Source organism: Roseovarius sp. MBR-6 (genome assembly GCF_040547525.1).
Taxonomy (GTDB): domain Bacteria; phylum Pseudomonadota; class Alphaproteobacteria; order Rhodobacterales; family Rhodobacteraceae; genus Roseovarius.
Map to the genome: position 1 here is coordinate 40,590 of NZ_JBEPPW010000010.1, position 24,997 is coordinate 65,586.

Genomic DNA, 24,997 nt, shown 5'->3' on the forward strand with positions numbered 1-24,997 from the left:
GGGGTGGATCGGGAGAGCCTCAAGGAGTGGCTGGAAGGTCGGCCTCGGGAGGAGGCGATCTTAATCGTGCATCGCGCGGCACTGCGGATCTGGCCGTTCTGGGGCGCGGCGATGCGCGAGGGCTGGGCGCATAAACGTGATCTGACAAGCCTGCCGATTTTACGCTGTAATCTGTCTTTGGGGGTTGCGTGCAAATATCAAGTAGAGGGTATCAGGGAGGTTCTGGATACCTGCCACTTCTCCGCCAACCGGATGCAAATGTTCCACACGTCAGATGCCCGTAGTTTCTCTACTACTTCTGCGGTCTATTCGACCGCTAAATCAAGCGTAAAGACTGCTTCTATTGACGACATTTTCACCGTCGCTGCATGTGTGGCAGACGCCATCACTGTCGCTTACGTTGCCGATATTGATACATGGGATAAAGTAGCACAAGACGTGGCAATCCTGACCGACAACGGGGACTTACTTCAATCCCCGCTCTGGCACGGAGAGCCGCCGCCAGAATTTCTGGAGATCGAACAGCAAGCGCTGGAGACACTAGCGCAGGAGACGGGGGACCGCGATTCCTACTGGCACCGCTGGTATTTCGCCGCCAAACGCGGCGCGTGGCTCGACTGGGAGGTGCAGCGCCAGATCGCCCTTCTGCCCGATGATGTCTGGCAAGCCGGCCATGCCGCCGTCGCCGCAGAGATTGCCCGGATCGAGGCGAGTCGGCAGGCGGAAGCGCTCGATGCGGCGCTCCACGCACTGCCCCCGGTCCCGACTGAGCAGGTCAGTGCCGTCAAGGCCGCGATGGAGCGCAATCGTGCGGCCCTGCCGCCCACGTTCGATGCGATCGAGGGGCTGCTACTCCTCGAAATTGAGCGGTTGCAGCGCAGCAATGTGCGCGACGAGGCATGGCGGCGACAGATGGAGGTTTATCTCGCGCTGCATGACGCGATCATACGGCTGCGTGCAATCCTACCAGCCGAAGGCCTGGTGACCGACTCTGAGGCAGAGACCTCGGAACGACTGGTGCGGCTCTACTGTCGAAAATTTGCTGAATTGCCCCGCGCCAAGGTAAATGAGGTGGTCGAGGGCGTATGGGACACCGGAAAGGGCGTGGTGAAGGCTGGTCTTGTTGGCACGACGGCGCTCCTTGGGGTTTCTTATGGATTGCCCGTGCTGGCTGGTGTGGCCCTTGGTGCGATGGTCTTTGCCCCGAAATCGGCGGGCGAGTTTGTCGGCGCGGCGCGCGCCGCGCTGCCCAAGCCGTGACCGATCGTCCCGCCCGGCAATACCCGGCCCCCGATGTCTGCCGTCCGGCGTCGCCCTGTTGAGCCGAGAAAGGAGCCGCGTGCCATGACCCCCTCCCTGATCGCCGCGCTGCTCTGGCTGGTGCTGGCCAATCTTCTGGCGATGGTGCCGAGCCGCGACAACCACTGGCGCAGGGCCTATATGCTCATCGCGCTCGGAGTGCCGATCCTCGGGCTGGTGACGTGGCAGAACGGGCCCTGGGTGGGCCTTGTCATGCTGCTCGCGGGGATGAGCGTGCTGCGCTGGCCGGCGATCTATCTGGCGCGCTGGATCCGGCGGCGGCTGGGGTAGCGGGCGGCCTCAGCCCTGGTGCTCTGCCCCGATGCCCTGGAACATGGCGCGCAGATCGACGGTGCTCTCGGTGCCGATCCGGTCAAAGCAGCCATCGAGCCAGCGCGCGGCGGTCGTGCGGCCGATATCGCGCAGCCGGGTGAGAAAGGCCCATTCCACGTTCATCTTCGACGAGGCGCCCATCGGCTTCATCTCGGCCTCGTTCTCGATCAGGTGGACCTTGACGGGGCGGTAGTGATCGACCGAGAGCTTGCCCTCGCGGATCAGCCGGTCGACGAAGTCGATGGCGCGCAATTCCTTGAGGAGGCTGGCGTTGAAGCTGATCTCGTTCATCCGGTTCTGGATGTCCTGCGCGGTCTTCGGCGCGCCCTTGCGCTCGATCGGGTTGATCTGGATGACCACGATATCGTCGGTGCCGGTCTTGCCATAAAGCGGAAAGAGTGCCGGATTGCCCATATAGCCGCCGTCCCAATAGGGCACGCCGTCGATCTCGACCGCCTGGTAGACATGCGGCAGGCAGGCCGAGGCCATCACCATGTCGGCGGTCAGCCCCTCGCGCGGAAAGACCTGCACGCGCCCGGTCTCGACATTGGTGGCCGAAACAAAGAGCTCGAACGCGGTGCATTTGCGCACCATCTCGAAATCGATGCTCTCCTCGACCAGATCGCGCAGCGGATTGATGTTGAGCGGGTTGAGCTGATAGGGCGAGGCCACGCCGGTCAGCGCGTTCATGAAATGATAGAACGGGTTGTTCTCCAGCCCCCAGTTGCCGGTGATGCGGTCCACCGGCGTGCGTTGCAGCGGCGTGTTGCGCGCGCTCTCGCTCATCGAGCGCCAGAACTTGTCGAGCGCCGCGCGCGCGCCATCGGGGCCTGCGCGGGTAAAGCCATCGGCCAGCGCCACCGCGTTCATCGCCCCCGCCGAGGTGCCCGAGACACCCGCGATGCGCAGCCGCCCGTCCTCGAGCAGGTAATCGAGCACGCCCCAGGTAAAGGCACCATGCGCGCCGCCGCCTTGCAGCGCGAGGTTGATCGGTTTTTGTGTGGAGGCCATGGGGCGGTATCCTTGCTGCATTGCGGCGTAACCCGTCTAGCGCAAATCACGCGCGAGTTGTAGGGGGCATCGCACGGCGCGGCGTCACATCCATGTGCTCAGCGCGCGAAGGCCACCGGCAGGGTGAAGCGGTGGCGTGGTCCCGGCAGCCGGTCGGGCGCGGCGGGCAGGCGCGCGCGGCGCACGGCACTGACCGCCGCCGCATCGAGCCGCGCATCGCCCGAAGAGCGCGTGACCGCAACACCCATGAGCCGCCCGTCGCCCCCCACATCAAGCACGAGATGCACCGTGCCTTGCGCCCGCGTGCCCGCCGGATACCGCTTTTGCCGCTCGATCCGCGCCCGGATCGCGCCCCCCCACTGGCCCATGAGGCTGGTGCGGGTGGCGGCGTCGAGTTGCGCCGGGGCGTGGGATTTCGCGGCCCCGCCCGCCTCTTGCTGACCTGTGCCGCGCGCGGTCTGTTTGGCGCGCGCGGGGCTTGGCCGGGACGGTTTTGCGGCCGGTTTCGGTTCGGGGCGGGCGACGGGGCGCGTGCGGGCCGGTGCCGTGGTCGTGGCCGTCGCGGTCTGCCGGTCGATCTGCGGCAGGGCTGTCATGGACGGGGTTTCGGGGGCGTCGGGGCGCACCGTTTGCGGGGGTGCCTGCGCGGGGCGCACGGGGCGTGCGGGGGCTTCGGCGGGCGGGGGCGGCAGGGGCGCGGGCGCGCGGTCCGTAAGGGCGGGCGCGGGCAGGGGGGACGCGGGCAGCCGGGGCAGGGTTGGCGCGGCATCCGGCTGCGGTTGTGCAGGCCGTGGCGCAGGGGCGGGCGTGTCGTCGGGGCGCAGGGCCACCGGCTGCGCCTCGGGCGTGGGCAGGGTCTGCGGGGCGGGCGCGTGGTCTTGCGCTTCGACCGGGCGCTCCCACGCCGCCACCAGCGCCGCCATCTGCGGGGCAGCGGCGGCGAGCGTCACCGTCTCGGCCCCGCCTTGCCCGCCCGCGCCGCCGCCCTCGGGGGCGGCAGACCAGACCCCGGCATGAACCGCCGCCGCCAGCGCCACGAAGCCCGCGAATTCCAGCCCCCGGATCATTTCGCCCCCGTCACGATCTCGACCTCTACCACCCCCCGCGCGGCCAGCCCCGGCAAAAGCCGCGCCAGCGCCCGCGCCTCAAGCCCCGCATCGGCGCGGATCTGCAACGGCGCGTCGGCCTGCGCGCGCGCGGCAAGCGCGTCCAGCACCGCCGCGCCGCGTGCCTCGTTGAAGGCAAGCTGCCCCTCCGCATCCATGTAGAGCGTGTCGGCGGGCACGGCGCGCGCGCCTGCGCCGCTTTCGGGCAGGATCACGTCAAAGGGGGCGGGCGGCGCGATCTGTGCGCTCATCAGGAAGAAGATGAGCAGCAAAAACACCACGTTGATCATCGGCACGATCGGCTCGATCGGTCGGCGGCGGCGGGGCGCGGAGAACTGCATCGGCCTACTCCACCACCATGAGCCGCCCGAGACCGGCCGCGGCAAGCGTGTCGCTCACCTCGATCAGCCGCGAGAGCGGCACGCCCTCGGCGGGGCGCAGCACGACGATATCCTCAAGCGTCTCCATAAGGGGCGCGAGCGCCTCGGGCAGGGCGTCGGGGGCCACGGCCTGTCCGTTGAGGGTAAGCGTATCGGGGCCGATAACGACGAGACGTGGCGGGCCGTCATAAGCGTCGGCCCCGCTGCCGATGGCCATGGGCAGGCTCAGATCATGGCCAAAGCGCGCCGCCAGCATGAAGAACACCAGCAGCAGGAACACCACGTCGATCATCGGCGTGAGGCTCGGGCGGCGGGCGGCGCGGGGCGGGCCGAAGCTGATCATGCCGCTGCCCCTGCGGTAAAGATCCGGGTGGCGGCGTCCTCCATGTCGGCCTGCACGCGGTCGGCCACGCTCTCGAACCACGTGAGCGCCGCCGAGGCGGGGATTGCCACCGCCATGCCTGCCGCCGTGGTCAGCAGCGCCTCCCATATCCCGCCCGCCAGCACCGACGGATCGGCGCTGTTGCCGCTGGTCTGAAGCGCCTGAAAGGCCGCGATCATGCCAAGCACCGTGCCCAGAAGCCCGATCAGCGGCGCGATGGTGGCGATGAGTTCCAGCGCGCGCAGCCCGGTGCGGGCCTCGGCCAGCAATCCCTTGGCGACGCGGGTGGTCTCCTCGCGGGCCTGTGCCTCGGACCAATGCGGGGCCTGCCTCGCCTCCATCGCCGCAAGGGCAAGTCGCGCGCGCAGGCTGCGGCGCGGGCGCAGGAGCGCCGCAGCCTCGGGGCGTTGGTCGTGCTGCCAGAGCGTCACCGCGCGTTCGGTCACCGCCCCCGACCACGCGCCGGTCAGCAGCAGACGCCAGAGCTTCCACAGGATCAGCGCCAGCGTCAGCACCGACAGCACGGCGATCACCCAGAGCGCCGGGCCGCCCCGGTCGAGAAAGGCGAAAAGCGTGGTTTCATCCATGGCGGGCCTCCCGTGCCGCATCGCTGGCTTGCCAGAGCACCACGCCGCGCGTCACCGCGTCCAGCACGGCGCGGCCAAGGGCCTCGCCCGTGGCCGTGTGAAGCCCCGCGTATCGCGTCGCGCCCTCGGGCGCGGCGAGGGCCACGCAATCGGTGCCGGTGCCGGTGACGGGACCGGTGGAGAGGCGCAGACCGGACTGCATCAGCGCGGCGGTGCGGGCCTGCGCGATAATGCTGAGCGCCTCGATGCGGGCACCCTCGGTCAGCCCTTCGGAGAGCGTGACGGCGATGTTGATCGTGCCCCAGCCATGGGACGCGGGGGGCAGGCGGGTGCCCACCGACTCGGCATTGGTGAGGCCCACCGTCGCCACGGCGCGGGCGCGGATGCCATCCACCTCGGCGCGGCTTTCGCAGACCTGCGCGATATTGCACGAGGTGAGGAAGCACACCGCGTCAAGCGCATCCCGCGCGGCCAGTTCCCGTGTCAGCCATGCCTCCACGTCAAGGCCCTCGGGCAGGTCGGCATTGCGCACCTCGCGCCACAGGATGCGCCGCGCCCGCACAAGGCCGGGGCGGTTCACGGCCCAGCTGAGCACCGGCATTTCGGCCCCGAGATCGAGGGCAAGCCAGGGGTGATCGTGGTGCAGCGCGGTCATTGGATCACCTCCAGCGGCTGGAACACCGGGCCTTGCGGCGTGGTGGCGTAATGGGCGGTTACGTGGAAGATACGGGCGAGGTTGTCGGGCGTCAGCACCGTCTCGGGCGGGCCATCGGCGGCGACGCCGCCCGCGCCCAGCAGGATGAGGCGGGTGCAGTGGCGCGCGGCCAGCCCCAGATCGTGCAGCGAGGCCATGACCGCGCGCCCCTGCCGCGCCAGCCCGGCAAAGACCGCCATGGTGGCGATCTGATTGGCCGGATCAAGCCCGGCAATCGGCTCGTCTGCCATCAGGAGTGGCGTATCCTGCGTCAGCGCGCGGGCAATCAGCGCCATCGCCTGTTCGCCGCCCGAAAGCCGCGTGGCGGTGCGGTGGCGCAAGCCCTCCAGCCCCATCGTCGCCAGCGCGCGACCCACATGGGCGCGGTCGTGCGCCGTCATTCCCTGCCAGCCTGCCAGATGCGGCGTGCGCCCCAAGGCTACCAGAGTTTCCACTGTGACAGGCCAGGCGATGTCACGCGCCTGCGGCATCCAGGCCGCGTGCTGCCCGCGCGCTTCGGGGGGCAGGGCGGCAAGGCTGCTCGTGCCCTCATGCGGCAAAAGACCAAGCGCCGCGCGCATCAGCGTGGTCTTGCCCGCGCCATTGGGGCCGATCAGCCCGATGAACTCGCCCGGCCCCATATCGAGCGTGACGCCCTTGAGGATCGCGCGCCCCCGCAGCGTGACACCAAGATCGCGGAGCGACAAAAGGCTCATTGTTGCGCCCCCCGCGTCTTGTAGATGAGGTGCAGGAACAGCGGCGCGCCGACGATGGCGGTGAGCACCCCGAGTTTCAGATCGCGCTCGGGCAGGATGAGGCGCACGGCAAGGTCTGCGGCCAGCAGCATCGCCGCGCCGCCAAGGGCCGAGGCCCAGAGAAGCCGCGAGGGCCGCGCGCCTACAAGGGGCCGCAAGAGGTGCGGCACGACAAGGCCGACAAAGCCGATCGCACCCGCCACCGCCACCGCCGACCCCACCAGTGCCGCCGTGCCCAGCACCAGCGTCAGGCGCAGGCGCGCCAGGCGCAGCCCCATCGCTTCGGCCGCGTCCTCGCCCAAGGTCAGCGCGTCAAGCCCGCGCCCGAGACTGAGGAGCGCCAGCCCCCCCGCCAGCATCAGCGGCAAAGCGATCCAGACATGGGTCATCGAGCGGTCAGCGAGCGAGCCCATCATCCAGAACACGATTTCCGAGGCGGCATAGGGGTTGGGCGAGAGGTTGAGCACCAGCGAGGTGAGCGCACCGGCGAGCGCCGAAATGGCGATCCCGGCAAGGATGAGCGTGATCGAGCCGCCGCGCGGCCCCGCCAGCATCAGGATGAGCAGAACGCCGGTGCCCGCGCCCGCAAGCGCCGCCAGCGGCAGGGCAAGGGTCAGCGTGGCCGCCAGCCCGGTATGAATGGCCAGCACCGCGCCCAGGGCCGCGCTGCCCGAGACGCCGATCAGCCCCGGCTCGGCCAGCGGGTTGCGCAGATAACCCTGCATCGCCGCGCCGGCAAGGCCGAGGCTTGCCCCGATCATCACCCCGAGAAGGGCGCGGGGCAGGCGGATTTCGCGCATCACGAGAGGCTCGGGCCCGTCGCCGCCAAGGACCAGCGCGCGCAACCCCGCGCCCGCAGTGATGCCTGCCGGACCCACGACCAGCGAGGCCAGGAAAAGCGCCGCGACAAGGGCGGCAAGGCCGAAAGCGAGCGGCCTCATTCCAGCCCCTCCCGCGCGCGGGCGACGGTGGCCACCGCGCCCAGCACATGCGGCGTGCCGCAGATCCAGTCGGGCGAGGTGATGCGCAAACCGGCGGTGGTGGCGGCCAGCCGCTCGAGCGACGGATGGGTCATCACCTCCTCCGAGCGCGAGGCACCGGGCAGGGCCTCGGCGCGGATGAGCAGGTCCGGGGCCGCCATCACCAGTTGTTCCAGCGCCAGCGTGCCGCCGCCCGTCTGCCCCAGATCGCGCGCGACATTACCGAGGCCTGCGGCGCGCAGGATGTCATCGGCCAGCGTGCCCCCGCCAAGGCTGTAGCCGTTGGGATGATAGAGCGCCGCGCGCCGTCCGGTTTCGGGCGCGGCGAGCGCCGCGAGACGCGCGTCGAAATCCTTGACAAGCGCCGCGCCCTCGGCCTCGCGCCCCAGAAGCCGCGCCATCTGCGCGATGCGCTCGCGCGTGTCGTCAAGCGATGTTGCGGTGTCGAACAGTTCCACCCGCAGCCCCACCCGGCGCAGCATGTCGACGGTCGCGCGCGCGGAATAGCGCCCCGCCAGAACCAGATCGGGCTTGAGCAGATAGACCTCCTCGGCGCGGCCATGATTGGCCGGATAGGCGCGCGCCGCGTCGGCCATGGCCGAGGAATGCGGATCGGCGGCAAGGCGCGACACCGACACAAGCTGCCCGGGGGCGGCCAGCATCATCGCAAGCTGATCGGTGCAAAGGTTGATCGACACGACCCGCGCCGGGGCCGGATCGGCATGGGCCCGCGTCATGGCGGCGGCCCCCACAAAAGCGAGGGCCAGACCAAGGGATATGAGCCTAGAACGACGCACGCAGCCCCACAAAGCCCGCACGCCCCGAGGTATTGAACCCGCCTGCGGTCTCGTAATCCTCGTCAAAGAGGTTCTCGACGCGCAGGAACGCCGTGACCCTATCGGTCAGCGCGTAATTGGCATTGACGTGAAAGAGCGTGTAATCGTCCACCTTGTTGACCGGCGGGGCAAAGGCCGACGGCTCGATATCCGCCACATGCTGCAATGTGAATTGCGCGTCGAGCCGCGGCGTGATCTGCGCGCCGAGGCCAAGCGCGACATCATGGCGCGGCACGCGCGCGGCGGGCCGGTCGTTCTGCTCGGCATCGGTAAAGGTATAGGCGGCGTCAAGCGTGAGAAAGGCGTTGATCGCCACCTGCCCCGAAAGTTCGATCCCCTTGGCCTCGAAATCGCCGGTCTCGAAACAGCCAAAGCCCGAGGGGCAGCGCGTCGAGGCGTCGTCAAAGAAAATCTGGTTGTCGATCTCGGTGTAGAACAGCGTGGCGCGCAGGAATCCGTCACCGTTGAGGCGCTTTTCCACGCCGACATCATAGCTGAGGCTGGTTTCGGGCTGGAAATTCGGATCGCCGAAGAACGGGTCAAGCTGCACCAGCGTCGGCGCGCGGAACCCGTCCGAGACCGAGGCGCGCACGATCAGATCGGGCCGCGCCCGCCACGCCAGCGCCGCGCGCGAGCTGAGTTCCGAGGAAAACTCCGAATGGTCGTCATTGCGCAGCGAGAAGGCCAGATCGAGCGTGTCGGTGGGGGCAAACAGAAGTTCGGCCTGCACACCGACGATGTCGATGGTCTGCGTCAGGTCCTCTTCCTCGGTGTAGTCGCCCCCGAAATTGAGCGCCCAGATCCCGCCCGGATCATAGCTGCCGCGATACTCCGCGCGCCGCCGCTCGCCCTTGAAGGGGCTGGCCACGCCGTTGGAAAAACTGGTGCGGTCGCTTTCGAACCAGCTCAGCGCAAGCTCGTGGCTGACCGCCCCGGTCTGCACCTCGACAAAGCCGCGCGCGCCGATGGTTTCGTTCTTGTTGACTTCGTCGAAAGGCGGCGCGCCGTCGCCGCCGAACTCGTCGAACTCGGCGCGGGTGTCGGTATAGAGCGCCGTGAACCCGGCGGCGAGACTATCGGAAAACTGGTGGCGCAGGTAGAGATTGGCCTGGCTTCCCTCGAACCCGTCCTTTTCGGTGCCGAAGGCGGAGGCGGAAAAGCCATCCGTCTCGGTTCGGCTGTAGGAAAAGGCGAGATCGGTGCGCGCGGTGCGCGCGGTCAGGCCCAGCACGCCGCGCCGGAAATCGAAGCTGCCCGCCTCGACCTCGGCAAAGCCGTGCACGCCGTCCTCGGTCGGGCGCAGGCTTTCGATATTGATCACGCCGCCCACGGCGTTCTGACCGAACCGCGCCGATTGCGAGCCCTTGAGCACCTCGATCCGGCCAAGCCCGGCATTGGTCAGCCCGCCGAAATCGAAGCCGCCGCCACTCGAGGCCGGGTCGGTCACGTCGATACCGTCGATGAAGACCGGCACATAGGCCCCGCCAAGCCCGCGGATGCGCACCGTCGAGGTGGTGCCGAGCGGGCCGTTGGCCGAGGAGGTGATCCCCGGCTGGAAGGTCAGGAAATCGCCCAGACGCGCGCGGGGCGCGGCCTGCACCTCGGATCCGGGGATGATCTCCACGGTCGCACCGCTGCGCTCGAGCGCGGTGGCGGTCTGGTTCGCAATGACGGTGATGGTGTCGAGGTCGAACGCCTCTTGGGCCATGGCGGGGGCCGTGGCGAGAGCGCAAAGCGCGCAGGTGGCGATATGTTTCATCTGTCTGTCCCCCAATGCCGGATCGCGGCACGGTTTCCTTGCGTGTCGGTCATTGGAAAAGGACATGCCCCCTCCGCAGACGGTGAAGCGCCACCACTACGGAAAAGACCGTTATCCACGGCGCGCCCCGCGCCCGGATAGGGTGATCACTTCGGCAGGTCTCCTGACTTGCGGGTCATCGCTTGACCGGGCCTTCCCACGCCTGCTGGCGCAGTGGCATGTGCCGGTCTCGCTCGCCGCCTACAGTTGCGGGGGCAGTTGCGGAATTGATCCAGAGCGCGGATCGCACCGTATTCCCTTTTCACCGGCGCCCGAAGGCCCCGGACCGAAGCAGATACGCGATACGCCCCACGCGGGATTCGCGCAAGCGGAAATCGCGCTTGCCGCATCGTGTATCTGCGCGCTATGCCCAGACCTGATCGGAATGGTGGAAGGGCAGGGGCGTGGGCTGGACCGAATATATCCTTGCATTTACGGTGTTTTTCCTGAGCCACTCGCTGCCTTTGCGCCCGCCGGTCAAGTCCGCGCTGGTGGCGCGGGTGGGGCGGCGGGGCTTTGGCCTTGGCTATTCGGCGCTGTCGCTTGGCGTGCTTTACTGGCTGATCAAAGCGGCGGGGCGTGCGCCCTTTGTGCCGCTCTGGGAGCGGGCCGGGTGGCAGGCGCATGTGACGCTTGCCGCGATGCTTGGCGTTTGCCTCCTGGTGGCGCTGGCCGCGGGCAGGCCCAACCCGTTCTCCTTCGGCGGGCGCGAGGGGGCGGGGTTCGACCCCGCGCGCCCCGGCCTCATCTGTTACACCCGCCATCCGTTGCTGCTGGCCCTCGCGCTCTGGGCGCTGGCGCATCTGCTGCCCAATGGCGATCTGGCGCATGTGCTGCTTTTCGGCCTTTTCGCCGGCTTCGCCCTCTTGGGGCATTGGATCGTGGACCGCCGCCGCAAGCGCATGATGGGTGCGGAATGGGCGCACCTGAACGCGGCACGCCGCGCCCCGCCGCTCTGGCCGCCGCGCCCCGCCTCCTGGTCCGGCACGGCTGTGCGCCTCGGGCTGGGCCTTGCGGGTTTTGCGCTGCTGGTCGCGGCGCATCCCGTGGTGATCGGCGTTTCGCCCCTCCCCTGAGCGCCTGCGACCAATCGGAGCACTTGACCCCGCGCGCCGCACTCGCCAAGAACCGGGACGACGGAACGGGAGGAATACCATGGTGCGCAGGGCCGAGAACGGGGCCGATCTGCTCGATCGGGAGAAATCGCGGCGCGTGAGCGCGCTGGCCGAGCTTTGGCCGTTCCTGCGTCCCTATCGCCCGCTTCTGGTGGCGGCGATCACCGCGCTGGTCTTGACCGCCGCCGTGGCGCTGGCGCTGCCAATGGCGGTGCGGCGGGTGGTGGACAATTTCAGCGTCGAGGACGGCGCGCTGCTCGATCAGTATTTTGGCGCGGCGCTTCTCATTGCGGCGCTGCTCGCGCTGGGGACCGGGGCGCGCTACCTGCTCGTCACACGGCTGGGCGAGCGCGTTGTGGCCGATATCCGCAAGGCCGTGTTCGACCGGGTGATCGGCATGAGCCCCGCGTTTTTCGAGCGGCTGATGACCGGCGAGGTGCTGAGCCGGATCACCACCGATACCACGCTGATCCTGTCGGTCATCGGCTCGTCCATCTCGATCGCGCTGCGCAACCTGCTGCTGTTCGTGGGGGGCATGGGGCTGATGTTGTTGACCTCGGCCAAGCTTACCGGGCTGGTTCTGTTGATCGTGCCGCTGGTGATCGTGCCGATCCTGACGCTGGGGCGGCGGATGCGGGTGCTCAGCCGGGAAAATCAGGACTGGATCGCGCAAAGTTCGGGCAGCGCGTCCGAGGCGCTCTTGTCGGTGCAGACGGTGCAGGCCTTTACCCATGAGGCAGCGACGCGCGGGCAATTCGCCGATGTCACCGAGAAAAGCCATGACGCCGCGCGCCGCCGGGTGAATACCCGCGCACTGATGACGGTGATCGTGATTTTCCTCGTGTTCACCGGTATTGTCGGCGTGCTCTGGATCGGGGCGCGCGATGTGCGCGCGGGCGACATGACGGCAGGCAGCCTTGTGCAGTTCGTGATCTATTCGGTGATGGTGGCCGGTGCCGTGGCGGCCCTCTCGGAGATCTGGGGCGAGTTGCAGCGCGCGGCGGGCGCGACCGAGCGGCTGGTGGATCTGTTGCAGGCCGAGGACCCGGTGACGGATGCCGCGCGCCCCGTGCCCGTGCCGCATCCGGCGCGCGGCGAAATCGGCTTTGAGGCGGTGCGCTTTGCCTATCCGGCGCGGCCCGAAATTCCGGCGCTTGACGATTTCAGCCTGACGATCCGGCCCGGCGAGACGGTGGCCCTTGTCGGGCCTTCGGGGGCAGGCAAGACCAGCGTGATTCAACTTATCCAGCGATTTTATGATCCGGATGAGGGGCGCATCACGCTTGATGGTGTGGCCCTGTCGGACATGGCGCGGCACGAATTCCGCCGCGAGATGGCGCTGGTGCCGCAGGACCCGGTGATTTTTGCTACCTCGGCGCGCGAGAATATCCGTTTCGGTCGTCTCGACGCCACCGATGCCGAGATCGTGGAGGCCGCCCGCGCGGCCAACGCGGATGACTTCATCGCCGCCCTGCCACAGGGATATGACACCTTCGTGGGCGAGCGGGGCGTGATGCTCTCGGGCGGGCAGAAACAGCGCATCGCCATTGCCCGCGCGATCCTGCGGGACGCCCCCGTGCTGCTGCTCGACGAGGCCACATCCGCGCTTGATGCCGAGAGCGAGCGCGCGGTGCAGCGCGCGGTCGAGGCGATGGCCAAGACGCGCACCACGATCATCGTGGCGCACCGGCTGGCGACGGTGAAAAAGGCCGAACGGATCGTGGTGATGGATCAGGGCCGGATCGTGGCGCAGGGCACGCATGACAGCCTTGTGGCCGAGAACGGGCTTTATGCGCGGCTGGCCCGGCTGCAATTCACCGATGGTGAAGCGGCGTGAGCGCGCTCAGCCTTGCGTGACATCCGGGCCGCATGACGGCCCGGACGAAAGGACGCGGAAAGGTCATCTCCGAAGGCGGGCGGCCATGGCACGACAGCGAAGGGAGGTCCCGCTACCGCTCGGGACCGCCGCGGGTCAAGCTTCGTAATATTTCCCGCCATAGCCGCCGTAGGCGCCGTAACGCCCGCCATAGCCATAGCGTTTCATGCCTTGCGGGCTGATCTGGCTGAGGATGAGGCCGGTGGGCCGGATGTTCGACGTCTGCAATTGCCGCACCGCTTCCGTGACCTGCGCGTGGCTGGTGCTGTCCCAACGCACCGAGAAGAGCAGCGCATCCGCCTGTTGCGCGATGATCCGCGCATCGGGCACCACGAGCACGGGCGGGGTGTCGATGATGATGATGTCATACTGCGTGCGCATCTGGGCCATGAACTCGCGGAACCGTTCGGACGAGAAGAGATCGGCCGCGTTGGTGCGGCTCTTGTCGCCCAGAATGACATCGGCCTCGAAGGCGTCCGGCCGGAAGATCACCTCGTCGACGCTGCGTTCCCCGCCAAGCAGGGACACGAGCCCATGTTTGCCGCCACCCTCGAAATACTCGTTCAGGGTCCGGCGGCGGATATCGCACTCGATCAGCAGGACTTTCTTGCCAAGCCCGATGAAATTGTAGGCAAGTGCTATGGCGTTCGTGGTCTTTCCCTCGCCGGGGATCGAGGAGGTGGAGACGATCACCTGCGGCGGATTGTCCACATTGGACAGCAGAAGCGAGGTGCGCAGGTTGCGCACCGCTTCCATCGCGGCCGAGGTGGGCTTGTCCTTCATGTAGGCAAGGATATCGCGCCGCTTGGAGCCCGGAATGACCGGCACCTGACCCATGACCACAACGCCTGTATGCCGCTCAAGATCGTCGGAGGTCCGGAAGCCGGTTTTGCGCAGTTCGCGCAGCAGGACAAGCGCGATGCCAAACATGACGCCGAGGACACCCGACAGCGCCAGAACCAGCGACTTGCGCGGAAACGACGGAAATTCCGGCACCACGGCACTGGAAAGAACGCGGCTGTCTGCCTGCTGGATGCCCTGCTGTGCCGAGGTTTCCTTGAGCCGTGTCAGGAAATGCTCGTAAAGCAGGCGCGTCGCCTCGGCGACCCGCGTCAATTGCTGCAACTGGATCAGGTCGCGGCTCTGCGCCTCGATCTGCGCGGACAGGGACGCCTCCGCCTGGATCACCGCCTCAAGCTGTTGCGTGCTGCGCTGGAGATCGGCGCGGGTGCGGTCGAGCACACGCTCGAACTGAAGATCGAAGGCCAGTTCGGTCTCCGGGCGGCCCGCAGTCACGCGCGCGAGCAGGCGCGACAATTCCGCGTCTTCTGCGGCTGCGGCCTGTTGGGCGCGGGTTTCGGCGGCGTTGAGCGCGGCAAGCCTGCGCTCGGCCGCGTTGCGGGCCTCGCGCAGCGACACCATCCTGTCGCGCGTGTCCTTGAGTTGTCGTTCCAGTCCACGCAGACCTTCGACGGAGACAAGATCGATCTGGGCGCTGAAGCTTGACACGGCCTCGTCTGCGGCCTCGACATCGCCTTGCAACTCGACCACGCGCTCACTGAGCCATTCCGTCGCCTGCTGCATCTTGTCGAATTTGACCTCGATCTGGTCGAGAACATAAAGCTCGGCGATGGTATCCGCGATCAGGGCGGATTTGTGGCGATCCTCGGTTGTGGCAGAGATGTTGAAGACAAGACTGTCGCGCACACTACCGACGGAGACCTTTTCCAGGAGGGACGTCACGGCACGCGTTCTGTCGGCGTCGGCTTCAGGGTCGGTTTGCGGGACATTGGCGCTTGGCATCAGCGATGCCAGGGCACTCGATATCTGCCCCTTTACCCTGTCGACGTAACCGGGGGTTCGCAGGCTGGTGTTGAATTCAGGATCCTTGCTCAGGTCCAGCCGATCCACGACCTTTCCCATCAATCCGCGCGCGCGCATCACCTCAAGTTCCGAGGTGATCTTTGCCGGGCTGGCCTGCCCGCCGCCAAGCACGCTGTCGAGACCGCTGATGCTGCCACCATCGTCGCCCTCGAAAATCACCGTCGTGGTCGCACTATAGAGCGGCACCGCCGCGAAGAATGCGTAATACCCTCCGGCAAGGACGCTCAGCATGAAAACAAGCGCGATCAGCCATTTGCCGCGCCAGATTGTCGACAAAAGCGCCAGCAGATCGATCTCGTCATCGTCGCGCTCGGGTGCCTTTGTTACGCCGTCGTCAACCGCTCGGGGAAATGTTCCCCGCGCCTTTCCGATCCCGCTCTGGATGGTATTCATGTAGCAATTACCTTGATTTCGACCTGTTACGCCAGTCTTCCGCAGGGGGACGTAATAGACCGTCAGGTCACTTTGTAAACAGTTGTTTCCAAGCCGAGACGGGGATTTTCAACAGAACGGCAGCATCCCGCTTGAGCCATATGCGCCTGACAAACGCCAGCCGACGCCATTTTCGATTAACCTGAGTGTATCACAGCGAATTGACGCGGTCGAGTTTCATGGCATCGGGGCCTGATCCCGGCCTTGATTGTTCCCCGTCGCGCGGGCGGCGGTGGTCATCCTCTACAGCGCGGTGTCGCCGGCGCACGAATCCAGACTCATCGGGCCGCCGGTCAGCGGAAGAGACCTGTGACAGGTCGGCAGGAGCTGATGAAGCCGAGGCTGGTGACGTGATTGCTCGAGGCGTTCGATTTTGGCTAGATGCTCATTCTGGCCATTTATAAGAGAAAGAACCGATCATGCTGGACAAGCTCGATGTGGATGCGGGCATTTCCTATCTCGACAACGAGCCGATGGGCCGCGTCAGCACCGAGCCGCTTTATGAAGAGCCTATATGCTGGTCTGTGCCAAGGGCGCGCGTTTTGCCGGGCGCGAAAGCGTGGGGTGGGATGAACTGGCTGGTGAGCGGCTCTGTCTGCTGGCGCCAGACATGCAGAACCGCCGGATCATCAACCGCAATTTCGCCGCCGTCGAAGTGACGCCAGATGTCTGGATCGACTCCAACTCTACCGCCGTGCTGATGGCGACGGTCGAGGCGGGCGGCTGGATGACGGTCCTGCCCGAAGATACGGCGCGTTTTCATGCGGCTGGCAACCGATGTGAAATAGATATTACCTATCAATCGACGAAATATCGATATTGATACGACATGATGAAACCTGATTGACTGGCCTCAGCAACCGCGAGGGGCCAGCCATGACCAGCCCCGCCCCCGAGGAAATCGACGCCCTTCTCGCTGAATATCTGCATCTCGAAGGGCCGCTTCTGCCGATCCTGCATGCGATGCAGGACGCCTTTGGCCATATCCCCGAGGCGGCGCATCGCCCGATTGCCGAGGCGTTGCGCATCAGCCAGGCCGGTCTGCGCGGCGTTATCAGCTTTTAGCGCGATTTCCGCGCCAATCCCGCAGGTCGGCATGTGCTGAAAATCTGCCGGGCCGAGGCCTGTCAGGCGGCGGGCGGTGCGGCGCTGGCCGAGGCGACCCTCGCCAGGCTGGGGCTGGATTGGCACGGCACCACCGCAGATGGCGCGGTGACTGTCGAGCCGGTTTATTGCCTTGGCCTCTGCGCCTGCGCCCCCGCGGCGATGCTGGACGGGCGCGTGTTGGGCCGGGTGGATGCCGCCCGGATGGATGCATTCTGGCGGAGGCGGGCGCATGAAGATTTACGTCTCGCAGGACAGTGCCGCCAGGGCTGCGGTGACGGGGTGGCGCAGGATTTCCTACTGGTATCAAATGGAAAACCGTTCACGATGCGGCAGGGCCGCAGAAATACATCGTCTGCAACGCCGATGAAAGTGACAGCGGCACATTCGCCGACCGGATGATCATGGAGGGCGATCCCTTCACCCTGATCGAGGGCATGGCGATTGCCGGTCTTGGGGTGGGTGCGACGCGCGGTTATGTCTATCTGCGTTCGGAATACCCTGATGCCATCGCGGTGATGCGGCGCGCGGTCGGGATCGCGCGCGGGGCAGGTGTTCTAGGTGCCGATGTTCTTGGTTCCGGCCGCGCGTTTGACATGGACATCCGCGTGGGGGCCGGGGCCTATGTCTGCGGCGAGGAAACGTCACTGCTCAACTCGCTCGAAGGCAAGCGGGGTGTTGTTCGCGCCAAGCCGCCGCTTCCGGCGCTCGAAGGGTTCCTTGGGCGGCCAACGGTTGTCAACAACGTCATCGGCCTTGCCACTGTGCCGGTGATTTTCGAGAAGGGCGCGCACCATCATGCAGATTTTGGGCTGGGCCGGTCGCGTGGCACCGTGACCTTGCAAATCGCGGGCAATGTGGCGCGCGGGGGGCTATTCGAAACCGCGTTTGGTATCACCATAGGCGAAGTGGTCAACGATCTGGGCGGCGGCACCATGACGGGCCGTCCGGTCAAGGCGGTGCAGGTGGGCGGGCCGCTTGGTGCCTATATCCCTGTCAGCAAGTTTGACGCCCCGCTTGGCTATGAAGAGCTTGACGCCAAGGGCGGGCTCTTGGGTCATGCCGGGCTGGTCGTCTTTGACGACAGCGCCGACATGTTGCAAATGGCGCGGTTTGCAATGGAATTCTGCGCGGTGGAAAGCTGTGGCAAATGCACACCCTGCCGGATCGGCGCGGTGCGCGGAGTGGAGACAATCGACCGCATCGCGGCAGGCGATGGATCGGCGATCCCGCTTCTGACCGATCTCTGCGAAACCATGAAAGATGACTCACTCTGCGCACTTGGCGGGTTCACGCCCTTTCCGGTGATGTCCGCGCTGACGCATTTTCCAGACGATTTCGCCGGCCGCACGGCGGCGGAATGAGGTGTTTCGCGGCCCGTGCGGGCCGCGACCGGAGCGGGGGGCCAGCCCCCCGCACCCCCCGGAGTATTTTCCGAACGATGAAGGGCCGAGGAGACGGACATGAGGGATTTCATCATTCCCGATGAGCAAGACATGGGCACGCCTGCCACGCGATGTGCAGCGGCCATCAGAGCGCCGTGGACCTTCATGACGATATGCTCCATCATGTGAAAAAATCGCATCCGGTCGCGTGATGACACTCGCGCCCAATGCGAATCTGGAATACCAGACACCAGAGGCGGGGGGCCTCGGGGTGAGGGACGACCGGGCCGCGATGCCCAAAAGGGAGAGAGACATGATTTCAGGACGGGTCAATCCGGGTTTCCGGCTCGAGGATCAGGGGATTTCCGGGCTGGGCCGCGTGCATTACAACCTGACCGAGCCCGCGCTTGTGGATGCCGCCATCCGGCGTGGCGAGGGCGAATTGGGGCAGGGCGGCGCGCTTTTGGTCAGCACGGGCGAGTTCACCGGCCGGTCGCCCAAGGACAAGTTCACCGTGCGCACGCCCACCACGGAAAACACGATCTGGTGGGACAACAATCTGGCGATGTCGCCCGGGCATTTTGATCAGTTGCACAAGGACATGCTGGCCTATCTGGCAGGACGCGAAGTCTTTGTTCAGGATCTGGTGGCGGGGGCGGACCCTGCGCACAGCATCAACGTGCGGCTGGTCAACGAACTGGCATGGCACAACCTCTTCATCCGCCACATGCTGCGCCGACCCGACCGCGCCGCGCTGGATCATTTCGTGGCCGATTACACCGTCATCAACTGCACCGGCTTCAAGGCGGACCCCGTGCGGCATGGCTGCCGGTCCGAGACGGTGATCGCGGTCAATATCGACGCCAGGCTCATCCTCATCGGCAACACCGAATATGCGGGTGAGAACAAGAAATCCATCTTTGGCCTGATGAATTACCTTCTGCCCGAAAAGGGCGTCATGCCGATGCATTGCTCGGCCAACCATGCCAAGGACGACTACGAGGATGCCGCCGTGTTCTTCGGCCTCTCGGGCACCGGCAAGACGACGCTCTCGGCCGATCCCAACCGCACGCTTCTGGGCGATGACGAACACGGCTGGTCCGACAAGGGCACGTTCAATTTCGAGGGTGGCTGCTATGCCAAGACCATCCACCTGAGCCCCGAGGCAGAGCCTGAGATCTATGCCACCTGCTCGATGTTCGGCACGGTGATCGAGAACATGGTCTATGACGCGGAGACGCGCGAATTGGACTACGAGGATGCCAGCCTGACCGAGAACATGCGCTGTGCCTATCCGCTGAACTACATCCCCAACGCCTCGGCCACGGGACAGGCGGGGCATCCGCGTAACGTGGTGATGCTGACCTGCGACGCGTTCGGCGTGCTGCCCCCCATCGCGCGGCTGACGCCCGCGCAGGCGATGTATCATTTCCTGTCGGGCTTCACCGCCAAGATGGCCGGGACCGAGCGCGGGTTGACCGAGCCGCAACCGGTGTTCTCGACCTGCTTCGGCGCGCCCTTCATGCCGCGCCGCCCCGAGGTTTACGGCAACCTCCTGCGCGCCAAGATCGAGAGTCAGGGGGCGTCGTGCTGGCTCGTGAACTCTGGCTGGACGGGCGGGGCCTATGGCACCGGATCGCGGATGCCGATCAAGGCCACGCGCGCGCTCTTGACCGCAGCCCTTGATGGCTCGCTCAATGATGTCGAGTTCCGCAAGGACCCGAATTTCGGCTTTGAAGTGCCGGTATCGGTGCCGGGCGTGGCCGATGTGCTGCTTGATCCGCGCCGCACATGGGACGACGCGCAAGCCTATGACGCGCAGGCGGCACGGCTGGTGGCCATGTTCGCCCAGAATTTCGAGCAGTATCTCGCGCATGTGGATGCGGACCTCAAGGCGGTTGCCCTGGGGTGAGGTGCCTGGAAATCGTGGCCCGGAACCGCCGTCGCGCGACGGAATTTTCAAGAAATTCCGATCAAGAGAGCTGTGAACTTTCCTGGCGCGGACCGTGCGCCGGGGCTTTTGCGCCGAGGTTTTGACGGACCGCGACAGTCCACGCGCGCAGCCGTAGCACCGCGGCAGGATGAGTGCCGGGGCGAGACGCAGGCCCGCGCTTTGCGGCAGATAGAGCAATTTCGGCAACGGGTAATCGAGCGCTTCGGGTCTCCATCGCACCAAATCAACCGTGACGCGTTTCGATGGTTCAGCGCCCCCCCAACGCTCTCAGGGGCCCGAACTCAGTCGAACTTCCGCGAGGGGGCCAGCACGGTGGCCTCGCCGATCAACACCTTTTTGCCGTTCACCAGACAGCGGCAATCGAGTTGCACGCGCCGCTTGGCGTGGTCGATGCCCACCACCTCGACCTCGGCATGGACCATGTCGCCGGGGCGCACGGGGGCGAGGAATTTCAGCGTCTGGCCCATGTAGACCGTGCCGTGACCGGGCAGTTGCTCGCCGATCACCGCCGAGATGAGGCCGGCGGTCAGCATCCCGTGCGCGATGCGCCCCTCGAAGATGGTGTCCTGCGCGTATTCATCGTCGAGATGCACCGGGTTGCGGTCGGTCGAGACCTCGGCGAACATCTCGATATCGCGGTCGGTCACGACCTTTCGCAGGTGGCGGGTCATGCCCATCTCGATGTCTTCGATGCAGATCGTGCCGCGCGGCAGGTTGTCCAACATTCGCCCCTCCGATTCATCCGGTGCGCAATTTTGAGGCGAATTTTACGCCATGATTGGAACTTTATTACTTTGCGGATGCAGAAAAATCAAGCCCTGAATCACCTATCGAAGATAGCCGATCGCATAGGTTGGTGCGATATTTTCCTTTTCAAGATAACCTGTTAGCGCCGTTTCCTCAGGTTGATGCGACGTTTTTGTCTCCCGTGCGGCCAGCCCGCCGGTGATGAAGAGGGAATCGATATCCTCGCCCATGGCGCCGCGAATATCGGTCTGTGCGCCGTCACCGATGGCGAGGATGCGCGCCTCGTCCACGTCGCGGCCAAGCAGGGCAAGGCGGCGGCGGGCAAGGTCGTAGATCGGCGGATGCGGCTTGCCGAAATAGAGGCTTGTCCCCCCCATTTCCGTATAGAGCCGCGCCAGCGCCCCCGCGCACCATTCGCGCACCTCGCCCCGGTCCACCACGATATCGGGATTGGCGCAGAGCAGTTTCAGACCGCGCGTCTTGGCGGCAAGGAACTCTGGGCGCATCACCTCGGGGTCGGCCATCGGATCGAACGGGCCGGTGCAGACGATCCCCTCGGCCTCGTCCAGATCGACGCGGGTGATCTCGACGGGGTCCTCCACCACCTTGATCGGATCGAAGAAAAGCACTTCCTGCGGCTGGCCGATGAACCAGACGCGCTGCCCGACCGCGCCGGTGAACATCGCCGCCCGCGCGCTGTCGCCCGAGGTGGCGATGGTGTCCCAGGCATCGTCGGGCACGCCGAAATGGCGCAATTGCCGCTCCACGTCGCTGCGCGGGCGGGGCGAGTTGGTGACAAGCACCACCGCACCGCCACCCTTGCGATAGGCGCTGAGCGCGGCGCAGGCCTCGGGCAGGGCACGCACCCCGTCATGCACACAGCCCCACAGATCGACAAAGAGCGCGTCGTAGCCTTGGGCAATCTCGGACAAGGCGGTGATGAGGCGGGTCATGAGCGGCTCCGTGGTTGTTCGAGGCGCAGATATGGCAGGGCGGGCGCGGTTTGGCCAGCGGCCATGGCGCGCGGGCGGGCAAGCGGCTAGAGTGACGGTCATGAATGAGCGCATCATCACGGCAGAGGCCGATATCGCGGAAGGCACGGCGCATCTGGCGCGGGCCTGTCCGCGCATGGCGCATGCCCTCTCGCTGATGGAGGAGGTGCCGCTTCGGCGGCGCGAGGACGGCTTTGCGGCCCTCTTCGGTGCGATCGTCAGCCAGCAGGTGAGCGTGGCGGCGGCCAACGCGATCTGGGCGCGGCTGGGCGCGGCGGGACTGACCGAGGCGCGCGCGATTGCCGCAAGCGACGAGGAGACATTGCGCGGCGCGGGGCTGAGCCGCCAGAAAGCGCGCTATGCGCAGGCGCTCGCAGAGGCCGATCTCGATTACGCGGCGCTGCGCAGCGCCCCCACCGAGACCGTCATCACGACGCTGACCGAGGTGCCCGGCATCGGCGTCTGGACGGCCGAGATCTATGCCATGTTCAGTCTCGGGCGCGCCGATGTCTTTGCCCCCGGCGATCTGGCGCTGCAAGAGGCGGCACGGCTGCTCTACGATCTGCCCGAGCGCCCGAAACCGGCGGCCTTGCGCGGCATGGCCGAAGCTTGGGCACCGTGGCGGGCGGTTGCGGCGCGCCTGCTCTGGGCCTATTACCGGGTGGCCAAGGAGAGGGAAGGGATCGCATGACACGGGTGTTGCAAGCGGGGCGGCGCGCGCCTCTTTCGGGCGAGACGCGCTCGGCGGTGGTGTTCCTGCACGGGTATGGTGCGAACGGCGCCGATCTTCTGGGCCTGGCCGATCCGCTGGCCGAGCATCTGCCCGACACGCTTTTCATGGCCCCCGACGCGCCCGAGAGCATTCCGGGGATGCCCTTTGGCCTGCAATGGTTTCCGATTCCCTGGATTGATGGGTCGAGCGAGGAAGAGGCCGAGCGCGGGCTTCTGGCGGCCGCGCGCGATCTCGATGCCTTTCTTGATGCGCTGATGGTGGATGAGGACCTTCTGCCCGAACAGGTGGTGCTCTTCGGCTTTTCCCAAGGCACGATGATGGCGCTGCATGTCGCGCCGCGCCGCGAGGATGCGGTGGCGGGGGTCGTGGCCTTTTCGGGGCGGCTGTTGCGGCCCGATCTTCTGGCCGATGAGGTGCAAAGCCGCCCGCCGGTCCTTTTGGTGCATGGCGATGCCGATGACGTGGTGCCGGTGCAATCCCTGCCAGAGGCGGCAGAGGCCTTGCAGGGCGCGGGCTGGAAGGATGTCTATGCCCATGTGATGAAGGGCACGGCCCATGGCATCGCGCCCGACGGGCTGTCGGTGGCGCTTGCGTTCATGCGCGACCGACTGGGGCTCTGAGAGGCGCGAAATCGCCGCTTTTGCGTCTTTTTTAGCACCGCACTGCGCGCTAGCTTGCGCGATGTGAGGACGCTTTCGAATATCTTCGCGCCGCCGGGGCGGGCGCTGCGTCTCGGCCTGCTGTTTCTGGCCGAGGCGCTTTTGCTTGTGGTGATGTTGCAGGTCTCGACCGATCTGGAATGTCGCGCCACGGCGATCGAGGCCGCGTGCCGGGGCCTCAGGTGGGCGGGTCTGTGGCTCTTCTGCGCGGCGTCGCTTCTGGGCGTCTGGCTCTGGGCGCGGTCTGAGGCGCGCGCGGAGTTCTTGCGCATGAGCGCGACGCAACCGGGGGGCGCGTTCTGGGCGGCGCTGCACCTGCTTGGCCTGGTGCTGATCCTTGTGCCGATGGTTTTGGTGCCGCCCGGCGATATGAGCGCGCGCTTTGCCATGCTCTTTCCGCTACTCAGCCTTGGCACGCTGCTGGCCACGCTTGGCGGCCTGTTCTGGCTGGCGCGGCCCGCCGCCTGGGCAGGGTGGCTTGACGGCCGGCTCGCCTCGTTGCTGGCGATCACGGGGTTTGCCGCAGCGCTGCCGGGGATCGTGGTGCTGGCGGGGCCGCTCTGGACGGTTCAGGTGCTGACCGATGTGACCTTCATCGCGGTCTACCTGATGCTGCGGCTTTTCTCCGGCGAGGTCGGCGTCAACCCCGAGGCCTATATCATCGGCGCGGAGGGGTTTTTCGTCGAGGTGGCCGATAGCTGTTCGGGCATCGAAGGGCTGGTGCTGATCACCGCGTTTCTGGGGCTTTACGCGGCGCTTTTCCGCGACGACCTGCGGCTGCGGCGGGTCTGGCTGGTGATCTGGCCGCTGGCACTTCTGGCAAGCTGGGTGTTCAACGCGCTGCGCATCACGGCGCTTGTTCTCATCGGCGCGCATGGCTCGCCGGAGCTTGCCGTCAACGGATTCCACAGCTTTGCCGGCTGGATCATGTTCACCGGGCTGGCGGTGGCGATCCTCGCGCTGGTGAGCCGCTCGCGCTATGCCTTGCAGGCGGGCGCGCCGGTGGCGGTCACGGGCCCCGCGTTGGCCGAGGATGATGCGGCGGTGCGCATCCTGCCGTTCATCGTCTTTGCCCTGTCGGCAATGCTGGCGCAGGCGTTCTGGACCGATCCCGCAATGGGCTATCCGATGCAGGTGGCGGCCATGGCGGGCGTGCTGTGGTGGGCGCGCAAAAAGATCGCGCGCCTCATGGTGCTGCCCTCGGCACTTGCGGTCATGGCGGGGCTTGGCGTCGGCCTTGTCTGGATCGTGACCGCGCCGGCCGCCGCGCCGCTCTCTGCCGGGCTGGCGGCGCTCTCGGGCGGGGCCTTTGCCCTCTGGGCGGCGCTGCGCCTCATCGGCACGATGGCGCTTGTTCCGGTCATCGAGGAGTTGTTTTTCCGCGGCTACGTTCAGGCCCGGATCGACCGGGGCACCCTCTCAAGCCGGGTTCTGGCGATTGCCGTCTCGGCCACGATATTCGCCCTTGTCCATGGCCGGTGGCTGGAGGCGGGGCTGGCGGGCGTCGTGTTTTCGGCTCTTTACATGCACAAAGGGCGGCTGGCTGATGCCATGGCCGCCCATGCGAGTGCAAATGCACTCATCGCTGTCGTCGCCCTTTGGAGGGGTGATTTCGCGCTGATCTGAGCCGAAGGCTCAGCCGCGCGCGCGACGACGGCGACGTATTTCCCAAGCCAGAACGAGGGCTGCCAGAACCACCGCGATTGCAAGCGTCCCGCTGGCGGCGTCCATTTCAGGCACCTGCGATGCGCCCGTTCCGCCCGTGGTGCCCGTATAGCCGCCGAAAAACCAATTCCACATCGTAATATCTCCCGACCATATCATTCGTTCCGGCCAGTCTTGCCGAACTTGATCTTAAAATCGCCCGATTTTTGACACGTTTCAAGTCGGTTTTTTGATTGGCCACACATTTGATACGGAACGCGGCACTTCGCGGGGATTGTTTCCCCAGAAGG

General features: G+C 66.4%; 23 protein-coding genes, 2 pseudogenes and 1 riboswitch. Of the genes and pseudogenes, 11 read left to right on the plus strand and 14 right to left on the minus strand.

The features are described 5' to 3' along the window. Positions 1-3 precede the first annotated feature (3 nt). Entirely contained in the window at positions 4-1,260 is a 1,257-nt protein-coding gene (locus ABIE57_RS13065; RefSeq protein WP_354539472.1) for a hypothetical protein, read from the plus strand. Positions 1,261-1,344: 84 nt separating this feature from the next. Beyond that, positions 1,345-1,590 carry a DUF2484 family protein gene (locus tag ABIE57_RS13070; protein ID WP_354539473.1) on the plus strand — a complete coding sequence of 82 codons (246 nt, stop codon included), beginning with the start codon at positions 1,345-1,347 and terminating at the stop codon, positions 1,588-1,590. Positions 1,591-1,599: 9 nt separating this feature from the next. On the opposite strand, the gene ABIE57_RS13075 is transcribed toward ABIE57_RS13070, so the two are convergent. From ABIE57_RS13075 to ABIE57_RS13120, 10 genes are all read right to left on the minus strand, one after another. Next, positions 1,600-2,643: a patatin-like phospholipase family protein gene (locus ABIE57_RS13075; RefSeq protein ID WP_354539474.1), complete on the minus strand. Its 1,044-nt coding sequence runs from the start codon at positions 2,641-2,643 to the stop codon at positions 1,600-1,602. 98 nt (positions 2,644-2,741) lie between these two features. Next, positions 2,742-3,710: a TonB family protein gene (locus ABIE57_RS13080; protein ID WP_354539475.1), complete on the minus strand. Its 969-nt coding sequence runs from the start codon at positions 3,708-3,710 to the stop codon at positions 2,742-2,744. After that, a complete protein-coding gene (locus tag ABIE57_RS13085) occupies positions 3,707-4,090 on the minus strand; it encodes an ExbD/TolR family protein (protein ID WP_354539476.1) in 384 nt (127 codons plus the stop codon). Before ABIE57_RS13085 ends, ABIE57_RS13080 begins: the two co-directional genes overlap by 4 nt. A gap of 4 nt (positions 4,091-4,094) precedes the next feature. Beyond that, positions 4,095-4,472 (minus strand): ExbD/TolR family protein, encoded by a 378-nt coding sequence (locus ABIE57_RS13090; RefSeq protein WP_354539477.1) that lies wholly within the window; start codon positions 4,470-4,472, stop codon positions 4,095-4,097. Then, positions 4,469-5,098, minus strand: coding sequence for a MotA/TolQ/ExbB proton channel family protein (locus ABIE57_RS13095; RefSeq protein WP_354539478.1), 630 nt, complete (start codon positions 5,096-5,098; stop codon positions 4,469-4,471). Before ABIE57_RS13095 ends, ABIE57_RS13090 begins: the two co-directional genes overlap by 4 nt. Continuing rightward, positions 5,091-5,753: an adenosylcobinamide amidohydrolase gene (locus ABIE57_RS13100; protein WP_354539479.1), complete on the minus strand. Its 663-nt coding sequence runs from the start codon at positions 5,751-5,753 to the stop codon at positions 5,091-5,093. Before ABIE57_RS13100 ends, ABIE57_RS13095 begins: the two co-directional genes overlap by 8 nt. Next, positions 5,750-6,508: an ABC transporter ATP-binding protein gene (locus ABIE57_RS13105; RefSeq protein WP_354539480.1), complete on the minus strand. Its 759-nt coding sequence runs from the start codon at positions 6,506-6,508 to the stop codon at positions 5,750-5,752. Before ABIE57_RS13105 ends, ABIE57_RS13100 begins: the two co-directional genes overlap by 4 nt. Further along, on the minus strand, positions 6,505-7,488 hold the full coding sequence (locus ABIE57_RS13110) for a FecCD family ABC transporter permease (protein WP_354539481.1): 984 nt from the start codon (positions 7,486-7,488) through the stop codon (positions 6,505-6,507). Before ABIE57_RS13110 ends, ABIE57_RS13105 begins: the two co-directional genes overlap by 4 nt. After that, entirely contained in the window at positions 7,485-8,264 is a 780-nt protein-coding gene (locus tag ABIE57_RS13115; protein ID WP_354539482.1) for an ABC transporter substrate-binding protein, read from the minus strand. Before ABIE57_RS13115 ends, ABIE57_RS13110 begins: the two co-directional genes overlap by 4 nt. A gap of 46 nt (positions 8,265-8,310) precedes the next feature. Then, positions 8,311-10,122 (minus strand): TonB-dependent receptor plug domain-containing protein, encoded by a 1,812-nt coding sequence (locus tag ABIE57_RS13120; RefSeq protein ID WP_354539483.1) that lies wholly within the window; start codon positions 10,120-10,122, stop codon positions 8,311-8,313. Between the two features lie 136 nt (positions 10,123-10,258). After that, positions 10,259-10,467: riboswitch (cobalamin riboswitch) on the minus strand. Between the two features lie 98 nt (positions 10,468-10,565). On the opposite strand from ABIE57_RS13120, the gene ABIE57_RS13125 reads away from it, so the two are divergent. Together ABIE57_RS13125 and ABIE57_RS13130 are read left to right on the plus strand one after the other, a co-directional pair. Next, positions 10,566-11,237 carry an NnrU family protein gene (locus ABIE57_RS13125; RefSeq protein ID WP_354539484.1) on the plus strand — a complete coding sequence of 224 codons (672 nt, stop codon included), beginning with the start codon at positions 10,566-10,568 and terminating at the stop codon, positions 11,235-11,237. 79 nt (positions 11,238-11,316) lie between these two features. After that, positions 11,317-13,113 carry an ABC transporter transmembrane domain-containing protein gene (locus ABIE57_RS13130; RefSeq protein WP_354539485.1) on the plus strand — a complete coding sequence of 599 codons (1,797 nt, stop codon included), beginning with the start codon at positions 11,317-11,319 and terminating at the stop codon, positions 13,111-13,113. 135 nt (positions 13,114-13,248) lie between these two features. Here the strand turns inward: ABIE57_RS13130 and ABIE57_RS13135 are convergent, their stop codons facing one another. After that, positions 13,249-15,429 (minus strand): polysaccharide biosynthesis tyrosine autokinase, encoded by a 2,181-nt coding sequence (locus ABIE57_RS13135; RefSeq protein ID WP_354539486.1) that lies wholly within the window; start codon positions 15,427-15,429, stop codon positions 13,249-13,251. 553 nt (positions 15,430-15,982) lie between these two features. Between ABIE57_RS13135 and ABIE57_RS13140 the strand changes: the two genes are divergently transcribed. The 4 genes and pseudogenes from ABIE57_RS13140 (at position 15,983) to ABIE57_RS13155 (ending at position 19,869) form a co-directional block, all read left to right on the plus strand. Beyond that, the gene (locus tag ABIE57_RS13140) at positions 15,983-16,291 is read left to right on the plus strand and encodes a LysR family transcriptional regulator substrate-binding protein (RefSeq protein ID WP_354539487.1); all 309 of its coding nucleotides are present in this window, start codon (positions 15,983-15,985) and stop codon (positions 16,289-16,291) included. Between the two features lie 53 nt (positions 16,292-16,344). Further along, a pseudogene (locus ABIE57_RS13145) lies at positions 16,345-16,782 on the plus strand (formate dehydrogenase subunit gamma); the annotation flags it as partial. Between the two features lie 68 nt (positions 16,783-16,850). Continuing rightward, a pseudogene (locus tag ABIE57_RS13150) lies at positions 16,851-17,936 on the plus strand (complex I 51 kDa subunit family protein); the annotation flags it as partial. A 334-nt stretch (positions 17,937-18,270) separates the two neighbouring features. After that, the gene (locus ABIE57_RS13155) at positions 18,271-19,869 is read left to right on the plus strand and encodes a phosphoenolpyruvate carboxykinase (RefSeq protein ID WP_354539488.1); all 1,599 of its coding nucleotides are present in this window, start codon (positions 18,271-18,273) and stop codon (positions 19,867-19,869) included. Positions 19,870-20,192: 323 nt separating this feature from the next. Here ABIE57_RS13155 and ABIE57_RS13160 read toward each other — a convergent pair whose 3' ends face one another. Continuing rightward, positions 20,193-20,636 (minus strand): MaoC family dehydratase, encoded by a 444-nt coding sequence (locus ABIE57_RS13160; protein WP_354539489.1) that lies wholly within the window; start codon positions 20,634-20,636, stop codon positions 20,193-20,195. A 102-nt stretch (positions 20,637-20,738) separates the two neighbouring features. Continuing rightward, a complete protein-coding gene (locus ABIE57_RS13165) occupies positions 20,739-21,611 on the minus strand; it encodes a TIGR01459 family HAD-type hydrolase (protein WP_354539490.1) in 873 nt (290 codons plus the stop codon). Positions 21,612-21,711: 100 nt separating this feature from the next. On the opposite strand from ABIE57_RS13165, the gene ABIE57_RS13170 reads away from it, so the two are divergent. The 3 genes from ABIE57_RS13170 to xrtE all read left to right on the plus strand — a co-directional run bounded on the left by ABIE57_RS13170 (position 21,712) and on the right by xrtE (position 24,668). Next, entirely contained in the window at positions 21,712-22,341 is a 630-nt protein-coding gene (locus ABIE57_RS13170; RefSeq protein WP_354539491.1) for a DNA-3-methyladenine glycosylase family protein, read from the plus strand. Next, the gene (locus ABIE57_RS13175; RefSeq protein WP_354539492.1) at positions 22,338-23,003 is read left to right on the plus strand and encodes an alpha/beta hydrolase; all 666 of its coding nucleotides are present in this window, start codon (positions 22,338-22,340) and stop codon (positions 23,001-23,003) included. Before ABIE57_RS13170 ends, ABIE57_RS13175 begins: the two co-directional genes overlap by 4 nt. A gap of 63 nt (positions 23,004-23,066) precedes the next feature. Further along, on the plus strand, positions 23,067-24,668 hold the full coding sequence (xrtE, locus tag ABIE57_RS13180) for an exosortase E/protease, VPEID-CTERM system (protein WP_354539493.1): 1,602 nt from the start codon (positions 23,067-23,069) through the stop codon (positions 24,666-24,668). A gap of 9 nt (positions 24,669-24,677) precedes the next feature. Here xrtE and ABIE57_RS13185 read toward each other — a convergent pair whose 3' ends face one another. Beyond that, complete coding sequence (locus ABIE57_RS13185) at positions 24,678-24,842, minus strand: VPEID-CTERM sorting domain-containing protein (protein WP_354539494.1); 165 nt, start codon at positions 24,840-24,842, stop codon at positions 24,678-24,680. Between the last annotated feature and the right edge of the window lie 155 nt (positions 24,843-24,997).